This is a genomic window from Micromonospora sp. NPDC053740 (assembly GCF_040677775.1).
In the GTDB taxonomy this organism is placed as follows: domain Bacteria; phylum Actinomycetota; class Actinomycetes; order Mycobacteriales; family Micromonosporaceae; genus Micromonospora; species Micromonospora alfalfae.
Window position 1 is genome coordinate 362,093 of sequence record NZ_JBFASO010000004.1, and the last position, 12,333, is coordinate 374,425.

Here is a 12,333-nt window from a genome sequence, read left to right on the forward strand (position 1 = left end):
AACGCGGAAAGCGGCATCTCACGGCGGGTGGCGGGCACCGCCACGGCGAGGGCGTGGGACGCGGGACAGGAGGGCGCGTCGCCGCCCCCGCTTTGCGTTTTGTCGCTCCACAAGGAAAATGGTGGGATGCCCGACCAGCTGTTGACCATCGAGACGACCCGGCTCGCCGCCGGGAACGTCCGACTCCGGCTGACCGGCGAGCTCGACTACGACAGCGCGCCCGAGCTGATCGCCGCGGCGGCCGAGCTGCGCGGCGACGGTGACGCCCCCGTGCTGGTCGACCTGACCGGGGTGGCCCTCTGCGACTCCAGCGGGCTCAGCGCGTTGCTGGTGGTGCACCGCGCCGCCGGGGCGATCCGACTGATCGGGGTCAGCCCCCAGCTTCAGCGGATGCTGGACCGCACTGGTCTGAGCGAGTTGCTGGCCGAGGCGTACGCCGACGACGACGTGCAGGCCATCGGCTGACCCGTGGGCCACCCCCCGGAAGCGGACGGGGTGGCCCCCGACCCTGGGACCTGGGGTCGGGGGCCGGAGGAATGTCTAGGGTGCCGTCATCGGCTGGAGCCGGGGTCCGTCCTCACGTAGCTCGCTGATCGGGGTCGCGTCGACGTCCTCGGGCTCCCCCGAATCGGGCGTCTGGTACAGGTAGCGGACGAACTGCCCACCCGCCTCGTTGTCGTCCGCGCCGGGCCATTGACCGATGCAGTCCATCCCGATCACCTCGCGGCCCGTCCCGTCGGCCTCCTCCAACAGCGCCCACAGGCTCACCGGGTAACACCTGGTGACCTCGGGCGTGAGCTGCCAGCGGGCGTACCAGCCGGGTCGGGCGGGGACGATCTCGACAACTTCCTTCATGACGACCTTCCTTCCGCGTACCTCGGAAGAACTCCGGTCCTGACCCGATCGTGCGGGCCGGGCGGGTGAGCACCCCTCACCCCCGCCGGATGAAGCGTGGCGCGGGCCGGTCCGACCCGGCCGAGCGGCGTCCGTTTCCTTCTCCGGGACGGCGGGAAGGCGGTGGACGCAGCCACGATCCCAGCGGAAGGGATGCCACAATGCGCAAGCAGATGGAGGGCGACAACCAGAGGCGCCGGGCACTGGCCCGGCAGGCCCGGGAGCAGAATCGCCAGCCCAGCGAGATCGGCGCCAGTCTGAGCGCGTCCAAGCAGCTCACGAGCCTCGATGCGGGTAAGCGGGCCGGCCCACCGGCGGCCGGACCGCACAAGTCGGACACCACCCGCGGCGGGCCGGCACCGCCGCCGGTCGGTAGCGCCGACAACCCGCGACCTCAACCGTCCCCGCCGAGCGGCGCGGCCGGTGTGAACAGCATGGGCTACCACGACCTCGTCGACGAGGTCCGGCGTCGCGCCGGGGTCGATTTCAAGACCGCCAAGGTGGGCACCGAGGCGACGGTGCTGGTCCTCGCGTTCGCCCTGGAGGCCGCCGAACGGCAGCGGCTGCTCGCCGCGGTGCCGGCGTCGCTGCACGACGTGCTGCCGGTCGACGGCATCGAGCGGCACCGGGACCTGCCCGGCTTCCTGGCCGAGGTGGGCCGGATCAGCGGCAACACCCCGGAGCAGGCCCGTTACCAGGCCGAGGCGACGATCGCCGCGCTCGCCGAGCAGGACGGCGACCTGGTCGAGTCGTTGCACGTACCCGACGGGTTGCGCGACCTGCTGAATCCGCCGGAGGCCGGCGGCGGCCTGGTGGGCGCCTCCACCACCACACCCACCCTGGACGCCGACGAGATCAGCGCGGCGCTGGACGACCTGCCCTACTGGGCCGGCGACAGCCAGGGCCTCTACCGGGTGGTCGCGCTGCCGCCCGACAACCTGGACCGGGTTCTCGCCCGGCTCGACCGGCTGCGTCAGGACAACGGCCGCGGCCCGAGCATCGGGCGTCCAGGCGACACCGCTGCCGTGTTGACAGTGCGGACCAACCAGGCCAACGGGGTCACCGCGCTCGACGTGGACCTCGCCCGCCAGATCGACGACGCGATCGACGAGGTGGGTGCCGGGATGGCCGGCGGCTGACCGGCCACCACGACACCGTCGGGCCGGCGGAACGGGGGCGACCCCGCTCCGCCGGCCCGTCCGGCGTGCCGGGTGCCCGGTGGGCTCGGCTAGCGTGCCGGATATGAACCGCGCCGCCGACCGGTTGGAGCTGGTCGCCGACCCGGTCCGCCGTACCGGGCGGACACTGCTGTCCGCCGGGGTCGAGCAGTCGTACGTGGATGTCGAGGATCCCCGGCACCTGCACTTCGAGTACGTCCGGCGGATCGCCTCGGCAGTGGAGGTGGCGGCCCCGGACGGGGCCCCGCTGAACGTCCTGCACCTGGGCGGCGGCGCGTTGACGCTGCCCCGCTGGGTGGCCGCGACCCGGCCCGGTTCCCCGCAACGGGTCGTCGAGCGGGACGCGGCGGTGGTCGAGCTGGTGACCCGGGAGTTGCCGCCGCTGCCGCCGGAGGTGCGGGTGGAGGTCGCCGACGCCCGGGACGCCCTGACCGACACCCCCGACGGCAGGTACGACCTGGTGATCGCTGACATCTACCGCGCGGCCCGGATGCCTCGGCACGTCCGCACCGTCGAGTTCGCCGCCGAGGTGGCCCGCGTCCTGCGCCCCGACGGGTCGTACCTGGTCAACGTCACCGACCTGCCTCCGCTGGTCGGCACCCGGGTGCAGGTGGCCACCCTGCGGGCGGTCTTCGCCGACGTGTGCGTGGTCGGCGACCGGCGGATGCTGCGCGGTCGCCGGTACGGCAACCTGGTGCTCGCCGCGACCTCCCGCCCTGGCGGGCTGCCGGTGGCCCGGCTGGCGGTGGCCGCCCTGCGCGACCCGGTGCCCGGCGGGCTGCTGCACGCCGCCGCGCTCGACACCTTCGTCGCCGGTGCCCGCCCGGTCAGCGACGCGGACGACACCTCCCGCCACTGATCGCCGTTGTGCCCGCAATGCCGGGTTTCCGACGGCTCGGGCGGGGAAGGCCCGCCGGATGAGCAACGTCGACGATCGGGTGACCGGCCGCCGAACTCTGATCGTGATCGGTCTGGTGCTGGCGACAGCGCTCGCGCTGGGGTTCGTGTACGCGACCCGGCGGGTGCTGGTCTGGGCGGTGGTCGCCGCGTTCTTCGCCGTCGCGCTCAAACCCCTGGTCGACCGACTGCAACGCCGTTTCGTCCGGCGTCGGGCGCTGGCCACCCTGCTGGTCTTCCTCGCCGCGTTCGTGCTGCTGGCGATCCTGGCCGCGCTCATCCTGGTGCCGTTGTTCGGGGAGTTGGGCCGCTTCGCCGACCGGGCGCCCGAGCTGCTGCGGGAGGCCCGCGCCGGACGGGGCCCGGTGGGGCAGCTACTGGAGCGCACCGGGGCACGCCGCTATGTCAGCGAGCACTCCGAGCAGCTGCGCGACCTCGGCAGCCGGCTGCGCCAACCCGCTGTCGGTGTGCTGCGCGGCGTCGTCGAGTCGGTCGCCGGGCTGGTCACTGTCATCGTGCTCGCGTACCTCATGGTGTTGGAGGCGCCGCGGATCACCAGGGGCGTACTCGCGGCGGCCGGGGACGGTCAGGGCGAGCGGCTGCGCCGGGTGGGCCGGGAGGTGTCGCGTACCGTCACCGGCTACCTCACCGGGAACCTGCTGATCAGCGTGATCTGCGGGGCGTTGACCTTCGTGGTGCTGACCGTCACCGGGGTGCCCTTCGCGGCGGTGATCGCCCTGCTGGTGGCGGTGGCCGACCTGATACCGCTGGTCGGGGCGACCCTCGGCGCGGTGATCGCGGCCGGCGCCGGCTTCCTGCACTCCCCCACCGCCGGGGTGGTGGTGCTGGTCTTCTTCGTGGTCTACCAACAGGTGGAGAACCACCTGCTCCAGCCGCTCATCCTGTCCCGCGCGGTCCGGCTCAACCCGTTGACGGTGCTGATCAGTGTGCTGCTCGCGGCGGAGCTGGCCGGTCTGCTCGGCGCGCTGCTGGCCATCCCCGCCGCCGGCATCGTGCAGACCCTGCTGCGCGAGTACGGCCCGCGCCGGCTCCGACCCGCCCCGCCGGCCGGTCCGGCCGCGCGGTCGGCCGGCGCCACCGACTGACCGTCGCGGGCGCGGCCGGTGCCGCCACCGGCCTGCTCCGCGACGACCTGGCCGGGGCCCGCCCTTCCGCCGACGACCTGGCCGAGGGCCCGCTCAGCGGGACCGGGTCGCGACCTCGGGCGTGGTGCTCTCCAACGGCACCGCGTTCGCCGGCACCAGTCCCAACTGGACAGCGGACCGGGTCAACGCGGCGTCCAACGCCCAGTCGGCGCTGACCCGTGTGCGGTTCCCCGGCATCGCCATCAGGTGGTACGCCCGGGTGACCGCCTTGGCCGGCAACCCGGCCAGGTTGACCTGCAACGGGTTCGCCGCCGCGTCCTTGCCACCCAGGTCGACGACCCAGCCCAGGTCGTGGTGCTTGTAGGGCTTGCGCCGGCCGAAACCGTACGACGCGGCGATGTTGTACGCCGCGCGCTTGCCCTGCCGCTGCGCGTGCTGGGCGGTCATCCCGCACACCTTGCCCGGATTGACCAGGTCGGGCACCGCTGCGGCGTCGCCGCACGCGAACACCTCCGGGTAGCCGGGAACGTTGAGGAACTCGTCGGTGACCAGTCGACCCCGGTCGGTCCGCAGGCCCAGCTCGTTGACGAACGGGTCGGGGCGCACCCCCACACACCACACCAGGGTGCAGGTCGGCACGTACTCACCGTCGGTGAGCTTCACCCCGTCGCAGGTCGCCTCGGCCACCGAGGTGCCCATCCGCACGTCCACCCCACGCCGGTTGAGCACCTTGTGCGAGGTGTCCGACATCCGCTTGTCCAGCTCCGGCAGCACCCGGGACGCCACGTCGAGCAGCATCCAGCGGGGCCGGACGGTGAGCCGGGGCCGCTGGGCGTGCAGCGCGTCGGTGAACAGCTGCCCGTGTGCCGCGACCTCGGTGCCGGTGTAGCCCGCCCCGACCACCACGAACGTGGAGCGGGCCTGCTGCTCGGCCGGGTCCTCGGCCTGCTCGGCCAGCTCGAGCTGCCGGACGATGTGATCGTGCAGGTAGACGGCCTCGGGCAGGCCGCGGAAGCCGTGCGCGTACTCGGTCACCCCGGGGATGGGCAGCAGCTTGTTGACGCTGCCCACGGCGAGCACCAGCCGGTCGTACGCCAGCCGGTTCTTCTCCCCCTCGGCCTGGGTGAAGCCGACCCAGCGGTTCTGCAGGTCGACGTGGTCCGCCTCGCCGACCACGACCCGTACGCCCTTGAGCGTCCCGGTCAGCGGAACGGCGATCCGTTTGGGCTCGACCACCCCGGCCGCCACCTCGGGCAGCAACGGCAGGTACAGAAAGTAGTCGGTGGAGTTCAGTACCACGATCTCGGCCCGGTCCCGGGCGATCCGGCTCAACGTCTTCGCCGCGTGGTAACCGGCGAACCCGGCCCCCACGATCACCACACGAGGTTTCGTCATTGCGGGCCGTTTCCCGTCGGAGGCCGCGACAAACGTCCGACGCGGCACGCACGCTCAGCTCGGCTGGAGCCGGACGTGGCCACTGCGGCCCACCGCCTCCACCTCCCACTGCTGGCCGAATGCCCGCACCCGCCCGGCGGTGATCCGGCCCAGCTCCTGCGGGACGTCTGGATCGAGAACCAGCCGGCCGTTGACCGGGTTGATGCCGAGCATGGCGCGGATCAGGGCCAGCGGCGTACCGGCCGCCCACGCCTGCGGGCTGCACGCGGTCGGGTACGGCACGGCGAAGAGCAGCCGCTCCCGGTCGAACCCGCTGAGCGCCTCCGGCAGCCGGTAGCCGAACTGGTCGGCCGCCTCGATCATCGCCAAACTGATCCGGTTCGACTCGGCCCGGTAGCCGTATCGGGCCAGGCCGAGCGCGGCGATCGAGTTGTCGTGCGGCCAGACCGTGCCCAGGTGGTAGCCGAGGGCGTTGTAGGGCCCTTCCTCCCGGGACAGGGTGCGGATGCCCCAACCGGAGAACATGTCCGGCGACATGAGTTGTCGCACCACAGCGTCGGCCCGCTCCGGCGGCACGATTCCGCTCCACAGCAGGTGACCCATGTTGGAGGTCTTGGAATCGACGCGGTTCTTGTCGCCGTCCAGGGCGACAGCGTAGTAGCCGCCCCGCTCCTCGATCCAGAAGTCCTGGTTGAACCGCTCGTGCAGGGTGTTCGCCTCGTCGCGCAGCCGGCGCGCCAACGTTGGGTTGTCCAACGGCCCGTCGAACAACTCGGCGAGCCGCAGCTTGGCGTCGTAGGTGTAGCCCTGTAGATCGCAGGTGGCCAGCGGAAGCACGGGGATCCGGCCGTCGGCGAAACAGACCCCGTCCGGGGAGTCGCGCCAGCACTGGTTGCCCAGCCCCTCGGGCGAGCGGGTGGCGTACTCGACGTAGCCGTCGCCGTCCCGGTCGCCGTACTCATCGATCCAGCACAACGCGGCAAGCGCGTTGTCCCGCAGGTGCCGGACGGTCTCGTCGTCGCCGGTCCAGCGCCAGTACTCGGAGAGCAGGATCAGCCAGAGTTGGGTGGCGTCGGCGCTGCCGTAGTACGGCCCGAACGGTTTCTCGCCGCTGCGGGTCAACTCGCCGCTGCGGACCTCGTGCAGGATCTTGCCGGGCTCCTCGTCGGTGAAGTCGTCGCACGTCTCACCCTGAAGGCGGGCCAGGGCGAGCAGCGTGCCCTTCGCCAGGGCGGGCCCGGCGACCAGCGTCTGATACGCGGTGATCAGGGTGTCCCGGCCGAAGACGGCGAGGAACCAGGGCAGTCCGGCACCGGGTAGCAGGATCCGTTGGCCCTTGACCTCCAGGTCGAGCCGCAACGCCGCCAGGTCGTTGCGGGACTGCCGCACGGTCCGCTCCAACGCCGTGTTGTCGCTGCGCAGCACCGCCCGGTCCTCAAGCCACCGGCGCAGCGGGTCGTCTGCCCGGCCGTGGACGACGTCGGCGATGTCGCCCCGGACCGGCTCGACCACCCCCATTCCTGGCGGCAGGGGCACGTGCAGGTCGACCTTCCGTTCCTCGCCCTGGCCCAGCTCCAGGTCCCAGACCAGGTCGTCGCCCTCGATGCGGTCGGCCGGCTTCGCGCAGCACACCCGGGTCTGCGCGGAGAAGTCACCGCGCTGGTAAGAGAAGCACAGCTCGGACCCGTCGTCAGCGTGGTGACGGCTGATCTCGGCGGAGCGGTCCCGGACCCTCGACTTGACCTCGAACAGGTCGGCGAAGTCGGCGGCAACGGCCAGCCGCAGCTCCACCCGGACCGGCTCCTGCCGGAAGGAAACCAGTTCCACGCGCTCGTGAAAGCCGTCGCCGACGTAGCGCAGCCGCCGCAGGCCCAACGTGTTCGGCGGCAGCCCCGGCAACTCCGGGTTGGTGAGCACGTACTGCGCGGAGTAGTGGTCGATCGTCTCGGAGCGCAGCGGCAGCAACTCGCCGCCGTTGACGGTCAGGCTCCACCCGCTGATCAGGCGGGTGTCCAGGTGGACGAGCCCACCGATGCTGCCCGTCGGCACATCCCCGCACGCGTTGGAGTACAGGAAGGTGGGCCCGCTGAGCACCGCAAGGGAGTCGGGGCCCAACTCGGGCGGGATGGCCCGCTGGTCGGCGCTGTCCGTCTCCGCGACTGACAGGCCGGGAAACGGATTGGCAGGGGTCGCGCGAACGGCAGCCATGACACCCACCGTAGGAAGCGGGGAACTGAGCGTCATCACCCGCTCCGGGTGAAAGGTCCACTGCTCCTTCGGCCCGGGGCGGCGGGCCGACGGTCAGGCCGGGATTGGCGCGGTGATCGCCCAGCGTTCGTGGTCACGCCAGGCGCCATCGATGAACAGGTAGTCCGGGGAGAAGCCCTCCAACCGGAAACCGAGCTTGCGGGCCACCCGCCGGGACGGCTCGTTGCCCGGTTGGATGTTCGCCTCCAGCCGGTGCAACCCGACCGAGGTGAACGCGTGGTCGATCACCAGGGCGACGCCCGCCGAGGCGTGCCCGGTCCCGCTGAAGGGCAGAAACGCCGCGTACCCCAGGAAGCCACCACGCAGCGCGCCGAGCACGATCCCGCTGATGTTCACGTAGCCGGCGATCTGGCCGCTGGCCCGATCGCAGATCAGGTAGCCGGCACTGTCGCGGCGACGGATCCGGCGCAGATACAGCTCGTACTCCTGCGGGCTGGCCGGCGCGGCCAACCAGGGGTGGTGCAGGTCCCGACTGCGCTGCGCGGCGGCGACGAACTCGTCCGAGTCGGTGGGCCGGGGCCGCCGGATCGCGGCGGGACCACCGGTACGCAGGTATCTCACGGCGGATCACTCTGACCGACCGGTGCCGCCGTTGTCCAACCGGCCGCCGGGTGGGTGGGCGTCGGCCGGCTCAGCGGGACGTCAGCATTCTGAACTCCTGACCATCGGGATCGGCCAGTGCCAGTCGGCCCGCCCGGTCCTGATGGGTGTCGATTCGGGTCGCCCCGAGCGAGAGCAGACGGTCCACCTCGGCCTGGGGGTCGACGTCGACAGGCGGGGCGAGGTCGAACCGCACCCGGTCCCGTCCGCCGTTCGGCATGTACGGCGGACCGCCCCAGGAGATCTTCGTGCCGCCGTTCGGCGACTGGATCGCGGTCTCCTCGTCCTGGTCCCAGACCAGCGGCCACCCGAGGGCCTGGCTCCAGAAGTACCCGACCTGCTGCGACCCGTCGCAGGCCAGCGCGCCGACGAAGCCGCAGCCGGCGAGGAAGTTGTTGCCCGGCGCGATGATGTCGAACTCGTTGCCCTCGGGGTCGGCGAGCACCACATGATCGATCTCCGGGCCCTGCCCGATGTCGGCGTGGCGCGCACCGAGTTCCAGTGCCCTGGCCACCGTCTGCCGCTGGTCGGCCAGCGAACTGCTGGTCAGGTCGAAGTGCATCCGGTTCTGGACGACCTTCGGCTGCTGGTTCGGGACGAAGCGGAGGTGGTACTCGTTGTCGTCGTTGGGCAGGAGCAGGACGCCGTCGTGTGGATCGTCGACGATCTCCCGCCCCAGGAGCCCGGACCAGAACTGCGCGAGCCGCAGCGGCTCGCTCGCATCGAAGGTGATCGCGAACAGGTGTGCAGTCATCGCTGCGCTCGTCTCCCATCGGACCGGACGCCGTGCCAGCCGTCGGAGCGGGAGCCTAGGGGTGTGCCAGGTCGACCGCACCCGAGTTTCCGGTCGAGCGGTGAGGTACGCCGCGGCGGTGCAGGTCGTTCGGCGGATGCGGGTCATCCCCGGTAGGGCGGGGCGACACCCCAGCCCCAGCGAGGGACCGGCGCCTGCCGGATCGGGTCCGCGTCCGGTTGTGAGTTGGATACCGCCAACCGGGTGCCCCACTCGAGATAACTCGCGAAAGCGGCGCGGAACTCCGGATCATCGGGTAGGCCGACCTCGTCGGCGGCGTCCATCATCAGGTTGACCCACCGCCGACGCTGCGCCTCGCTGATCGCCCTGCCCAGGTGGTGGCCGAGCATGTGGCGGTAGCCGCCGTGCTCCATCGTGTAGGTGGCCGGTCCACCGAAGACCTCGGCAAGCCATACCGCCACATGCCGGGCGTGGTCGGGGTGCATGTGCGCGAACATCGGCGCGAGCAGGTCGTCGGAGCGGACCAGGCGGTAGAAGGCATCGCAGAGCTTCGTGAACGCGTCGCTGCCGCCGGCCCACTCGTACAGGCTGGGCGGCGCGGCGCCACCGGGGCCGGTCACCGACGTGGGGGCGTAGTGCCGCATCTCCTGGATGTCCTCGACGTACGGCTTGATCGCGGCGAAGAACTGCCCGAACACCGGTCCGCCCCGGAACCCTTTCAGGTGCTCGTCCGCCGACGTCCAGGTGATGCGCAGCAGATAGCAGGCGGGGTCGTCCAGGCAGCGGCTCAACTCGTAGTCCACGCACTGCGGCGCGGCGCGTAACGCGCCAGCGGCCCGCTCGTACGCCGCCTCGAAGCCGTCCAGCCGTTCCTGCGGCACGCGGTACCTGATGTACTCGATCACCATGGCTACAGCTGAACACCAGCAGTGACGAAGATCAAGTACGCACCATCTGGTGCGTGCCGAGGGAGGCCACGATGCCCAAGCGATACCACTGCCCGGTGGAGCTCGCCGTCGACGTCGTCGGCGGAAAATGGCGGCCGGTGATCCTGGCCCATCTCAAGGAGGGCGTGCACCGCTATGGCGAACTGCGCCGCCGGATGCCAGGGATCAGCGAGAAGATGCTGACCCAGCGGCTGCGCGAGTTGGAGGCCGACGGGCTCGTCCGGCGCGACGACCACGAGACCACACCACCTCATGTGGAGTACCGGCTCACCGAGGAAGGACTCAGCCTGGCCCCGGTGTTGCAGGCCCTGTACGACTGGGGCGCCGCGCGGGCCGCCCGCACCGGTACCGCCATCGACGGACCCCCTGCGACCTGACTCGACGCGCCGCACGCGACCCCGCAGCAGGCGGAAGGTCGTTGCGGCGTCGTGATCCACTGGTCCGGTGAGCCACACCCTCTCGAACCCGCCAGCCGACGTCGAGGTACGACTGACCGACGAGTCGAACGTCTGGCTGTGCACGGTGCGGCGCGACGGATCCCCGCACCTGACACCGGTCTGGTTCGTCTACCTCTCCGCGACGTTCTGGGTCGGTTGTGAGAGCCGCAGCGTCAAAGCCCGCAACGTCGTGGCCGACCCACGGGTGTCAGTGGCACTGGAGAGCGGCAACGCGCCAGTGGTGGCCGAAGGCACCGCCCGCGTGCACCGGGCCGGGTTCCCCAGCACCGTCGTCAAGGCGTTCGCGAGCAAGTACGACGGCTGGGACGTCGGCAGGCAGGTCAACCCGGACAGCGAGCGGGTGCTGTTGGAGATCCCGGTCCGGCGGTGGCTGCTCGCGGGCACCGCGCAGTGAGTCGTCGATGCGAGAATCGACCGGTGGAGAACGAGCTGAGGGCGGCCCTGGCGGGCGTACGGGACGCGTTCGGCCGTTACCCACGCCGCCCGGTGCTCGACGGGTGCCCGCACTGCAAGGGCTCCGTGCCGGTCGACGAGCACGACCTGTTCTCACTGACCATCAGCCTCGGCAGCACGGTCGGCGATCGTGCCGACGTGAAGGCCCTGCTCCCCGTGCTCCTTGAGCGCCTGCTCGCCTCCGACGACCTCGACCCGGCCATCGTCCTGGGCAAACTCCCCCAACAGGAGTGGCGCACCTGGCCGCGCGTCGAGCAGCAGGCCATCGACGCCTACCTCGACGTGGTGTGGCGGTCGTTGCTGGCCGACCACCCGCCGCGGCTCGGGTCGTTCACCGATCCGGCGACCTTCCTCGACGCGGCTCGCGCGGCCGGCGAGCGCGTCGAACGATTCCTCGACGTCTGGGACGCCACGCTCACCTCGTCGGCGGACCGTCACCTGGCCAAGATGGTCGGCGGGCTCAACTTCGCCAAGCAGAAGCCGAGCGCCATCGACGACTGGATACGCCGGGAGGCGACCCGCGACCGCCTGTACCGCGCCTGGGAACGTGACTACGGATCGCCCTGGGCCGACGACCTCGCCCGGGCCCACGATCTCCTCCGAGTCTGAACCGGCCTGCCGCTTCGACTGCGAGAGCCGACGAACCACGGTGCGAGCCACGGGCTGAGCGCGACGAGACCGACGGCGAGGCCGGTGATGACGGCCTGCCCGATCCGGCCCGGGGTGACGCCGGCCGCCGGGTCCAGCACGTAGTTGGCGTACCCGTTCGCGGCCGCGTCCGTCACCAGCACCGCGCAGCCCAGCACGAGCCCCTGCACCCGGCGAGCGGCCAACAGCAACGCCGCCAACGGATCCCACACGGTCAGGGACGTGAAGTAGAACGTCAGCCACCCGGGCAGGGCGAGCTGCGGCCCGAACTGAGGCAGGAGCAACTGCACCACGTGCACCGCGGTGCCGTAGGCGAAGACCAGCACGGCGACGGCCACCACGCACCGGACCGCGAGCGGCACACCACCCCATCGACCGGCGCTCATCAGACCATCGTGCCTCAGCCGGGCGAGCGTTCCGTCAGAGTGGGCCGGGGAACGTCTGCTCCATCGGCATCGGCACCTGGAGGAACGTGGTGCCGCGCATGTCCAGCCAGGCCCGGTCCGGCCCGCGCACCAGGCGCACCATCACCTCCTCGCAGGTGGGGCAACGGGCGACGAGGCCCGGTGCGTGCGAGTAGACGTGCAGGCTGGCCATCGACCCGGTCGTCCCGCAGTTCTCGCAGCGGCCCATCGCGCTGCTCAGGTCGACGGTGAACAGCTCACGCATCGGGCCGTCGAGCATGTTGCCGTCCAGGTACGACATCTCGGTCATCAAATCTCCTCGAACACTGCG

At 71.4% G+C, this 12,333-nt stretch carries 15 protein-coding genes; 7 read left to right on the forward strand and 8 right to left on the reverse strand.

The annotated features are described in order from the left end of the window. Nucleotides 1-126 precede the first annotated feature (126 nt). Nucleotides 127-465, forward strand: coding sequence for an STAS domain-containing protein (locus AB0K35_RS14500; protein WP_363885595.1), 339 nt, complete (start codon nucleotides 127-129; stop codon nucleotides 463-465). Between the two features lie 75 nt (nucleotides 466-540). On the opposite strand, the gene AB0K35_RS14505 is transcribed toward AB0K35_RS14500, so the two are convergent. After that, nucleotides 541-855 carry a hypothetical protein gene (locus AB0K35_RS14505; RefSeq protein ID WP_238666775.1) on the reverse strand — a complete coding sequence of 105 codons (315 nt, stop codon included), beginning with the start codon at nucleotides 853-855 and terminating at the stop codon, nucleotides 541-543. 200 nt (nucleotides 856-1,055) lie between these two features. Between AB0K35_RS14505 and AB0K35_RS14510 the strand changes: the two genes are divergently transcribed. From AB0K35_RS14510 to AB0K35_RS14520, 3 genes are all read left to right on the forward strand, one after another. Continuing rightward, on the forward strand, nucleotides 1,056-2,033 hold the full coding sequence (locus AB0K35_RS14510; RefSeq protein ID WP_363885597.1) for a DUF2267 domain-containing protein: 978 nt from the start codon (nucleotides 1,056-1,058) through the stop codon (nucleotides 2,031-2,033). Nucleotides 2,034-2,136: 103 nt separating this feature from the next. Continuing rightward, nucleotides 2,137-2,931, forward strand: coding sequence for a fused MFS/spermidine synthase (locus tag AB0K35_RS14515; RefSeq protein ID WP_238666778.1), 795 nt, complete (start codon nucleotides 2,137-2,139; stop codon nucleotides 2,929-2,931). A 58-nt stretch (nucleotides 2,932-2,989) separates the two neighbouring features. Further along, nucleotides 2,990-4,075, forward strand: coding sequence for an AI-2E family transporter (locus AB0K35_RS14520; protein ID WP_363885599.1), 1,086 nt, complete (start codon nucleotides 2,990-2,992; stop codon nucleotides 4,073-4,075). Between the two features lie 93 nt (nucleotides 4,076-4,168). Here the strand turns inward: AB0K35_RS14520 and AB0K35_RS14525 are convergent, their stop codons facing one another. The 5 genes from AB0K35_RS14525 to AB0K35_RS14545 all read right to left on the reverse strand — a co-directional run bounded on the left by AB0K35_RS14525 (nucleotide 4,169) and on the right by AB0K35_RS14545 (nucleotide 10,000). Next, the gene (locus AB0K35_RS14525; protein ID WP_238666780.1) at nucleotides 4,169-5,470 is read right to left on the reverse strand and encodes an NAD(P)/FAD-dependent oxidoreductase; all 1,302 of its coding nucleotides are present in this window, start codon (nucleotides 5,468-5,470) and stop codon (nucleotides 4,169-4,171) included. Between the two features lie 54 nt (nucleotides 5,471-5,524). After that, nucleotides 5,525-7,678, reverse strand: a complete 2,154-nt coding sequence (locus AB0K35_RS14530) for a glycogen debranching N-terminal domain-containing protein (protein WP_363885601.1) — start codon at nucleotides 7,676-7,678, stop codon at nucleotides 5,525-5,527. 93 nt (nucleotides 7,679-7,771) lie between these two features. Next, entirely contained in the window at nucleotides 7,772-8,299 is a 528-nt protein-coding gene (locus tag AB0K35_RS14535) for a GNAT family protein (protein WP_363885603.1), read from the reverse strand. Nucleotides 8,300-8,369: 70 nt separating this feature from the next. After that, a complete protein-coding gene (locus AB0K35_RS14540; protein WP_238666784.1) occupies nucleotides 8,370-9,092 on the reverse strand; it encodes a VOC family protein in 723 nt (240 codons plus the stop codon). 143 nt (nucleotides 9,093-9,235) lie between these two features. Next, on the reverse strand, nucleotides 9,236-10,000 hold the full coding sequence (locus AB0K35_RS14545; protein WP_238666785.1) for an antibiotic biosynthesis monooxygenase: 765 nt from the start codon (nucleotides 9,998-10,000) through the stop codon (nucleotides 9,236-9,238). 71 nt (nucleotides 10,001-10,071) lie between these two features. Between AB0K35_RS14545 and AB0K35_RS14550 the strand changes: the two genes are divergently transcribed. The 3 genes from AB0K35_RS14550 (at nucleotide 10,072) to AB0K35_RS14560 (ending at nucleotide 11,559) form a co-directional block, all read left to right on the forward strand. Continuing rightward, the gene (locus tag AB0K35_RS14550) at nucleotides 10,072-10,416 is read left to right on the forward strand and encodes a helix-turn-helix domain-containing protein (RefSeq protein ID WP_238666786.1); all 345 of its coding nucleotides are present in this window, start codon (nucleotides 10,072-10,074) and stop codon (nucleotides 10,414-10,416) included. Nucleotides 10,417-10,483: 67 nt separating this feature from the next. Beyond that, entirely contained in the window at nucleotides 10,484-10,891 is a 408-nt protein-coding gene (locus AB0K35_RS14555; protein WP_363885605.1) for a TIGR03618 family F420-dependent PPOX class oxidoreductase, read from the forward strand. 23 nt (nucleotides 10,892-10,914) lie between these two features. Continuing rightward, nucleotides 10,915-11,559, forward strand: coding sequence for a hypothetical protein (locus tag AB0K35_RS14560; protein ID WP_363885607.1), 645 nt, complete (start codon nucleotides 10,915-10,917; stop codon nucleotides 11,557-11,559). Here AB0K35_RS14560 and AB0K35_RS14565 read toward each other — a convergent pair. Together AB0K35_RS14565 and AB0K35_RS14570 are read right to left on the reverse strand one after the other, a co-directional pair. After that, complete coding sequence (locus AB0K35_RS14565; RefSeq protein WP_238666789.1) at nucleotides 11,502-11,984, reverse strand: hypothetical protein; 483 nt, start codon at nucleotides 11,982-11,984, stop codon at nucleotides 11,502-11,504. The genes AB0K35_RS14560 and AB0K35_RS14565 overlap by 58 nt on opposite strands. Before the next feature lie 34 nt (nucleotides 11,985-12,018). Continuing rightward, on the reverse strand, nucleotides 12,019-12,312 hold the full coding sequence (locus AB0K35_RS14570; protein ID WP_238666790.1) for a DUF6510 family protein: 294 nt from the start codon (nucleotides 12,310-12,312) through the stop codon (nucleotides 12,019-12,021). Nucleotides 12,313-12,333: the final 21 nt, after the last annotated feature.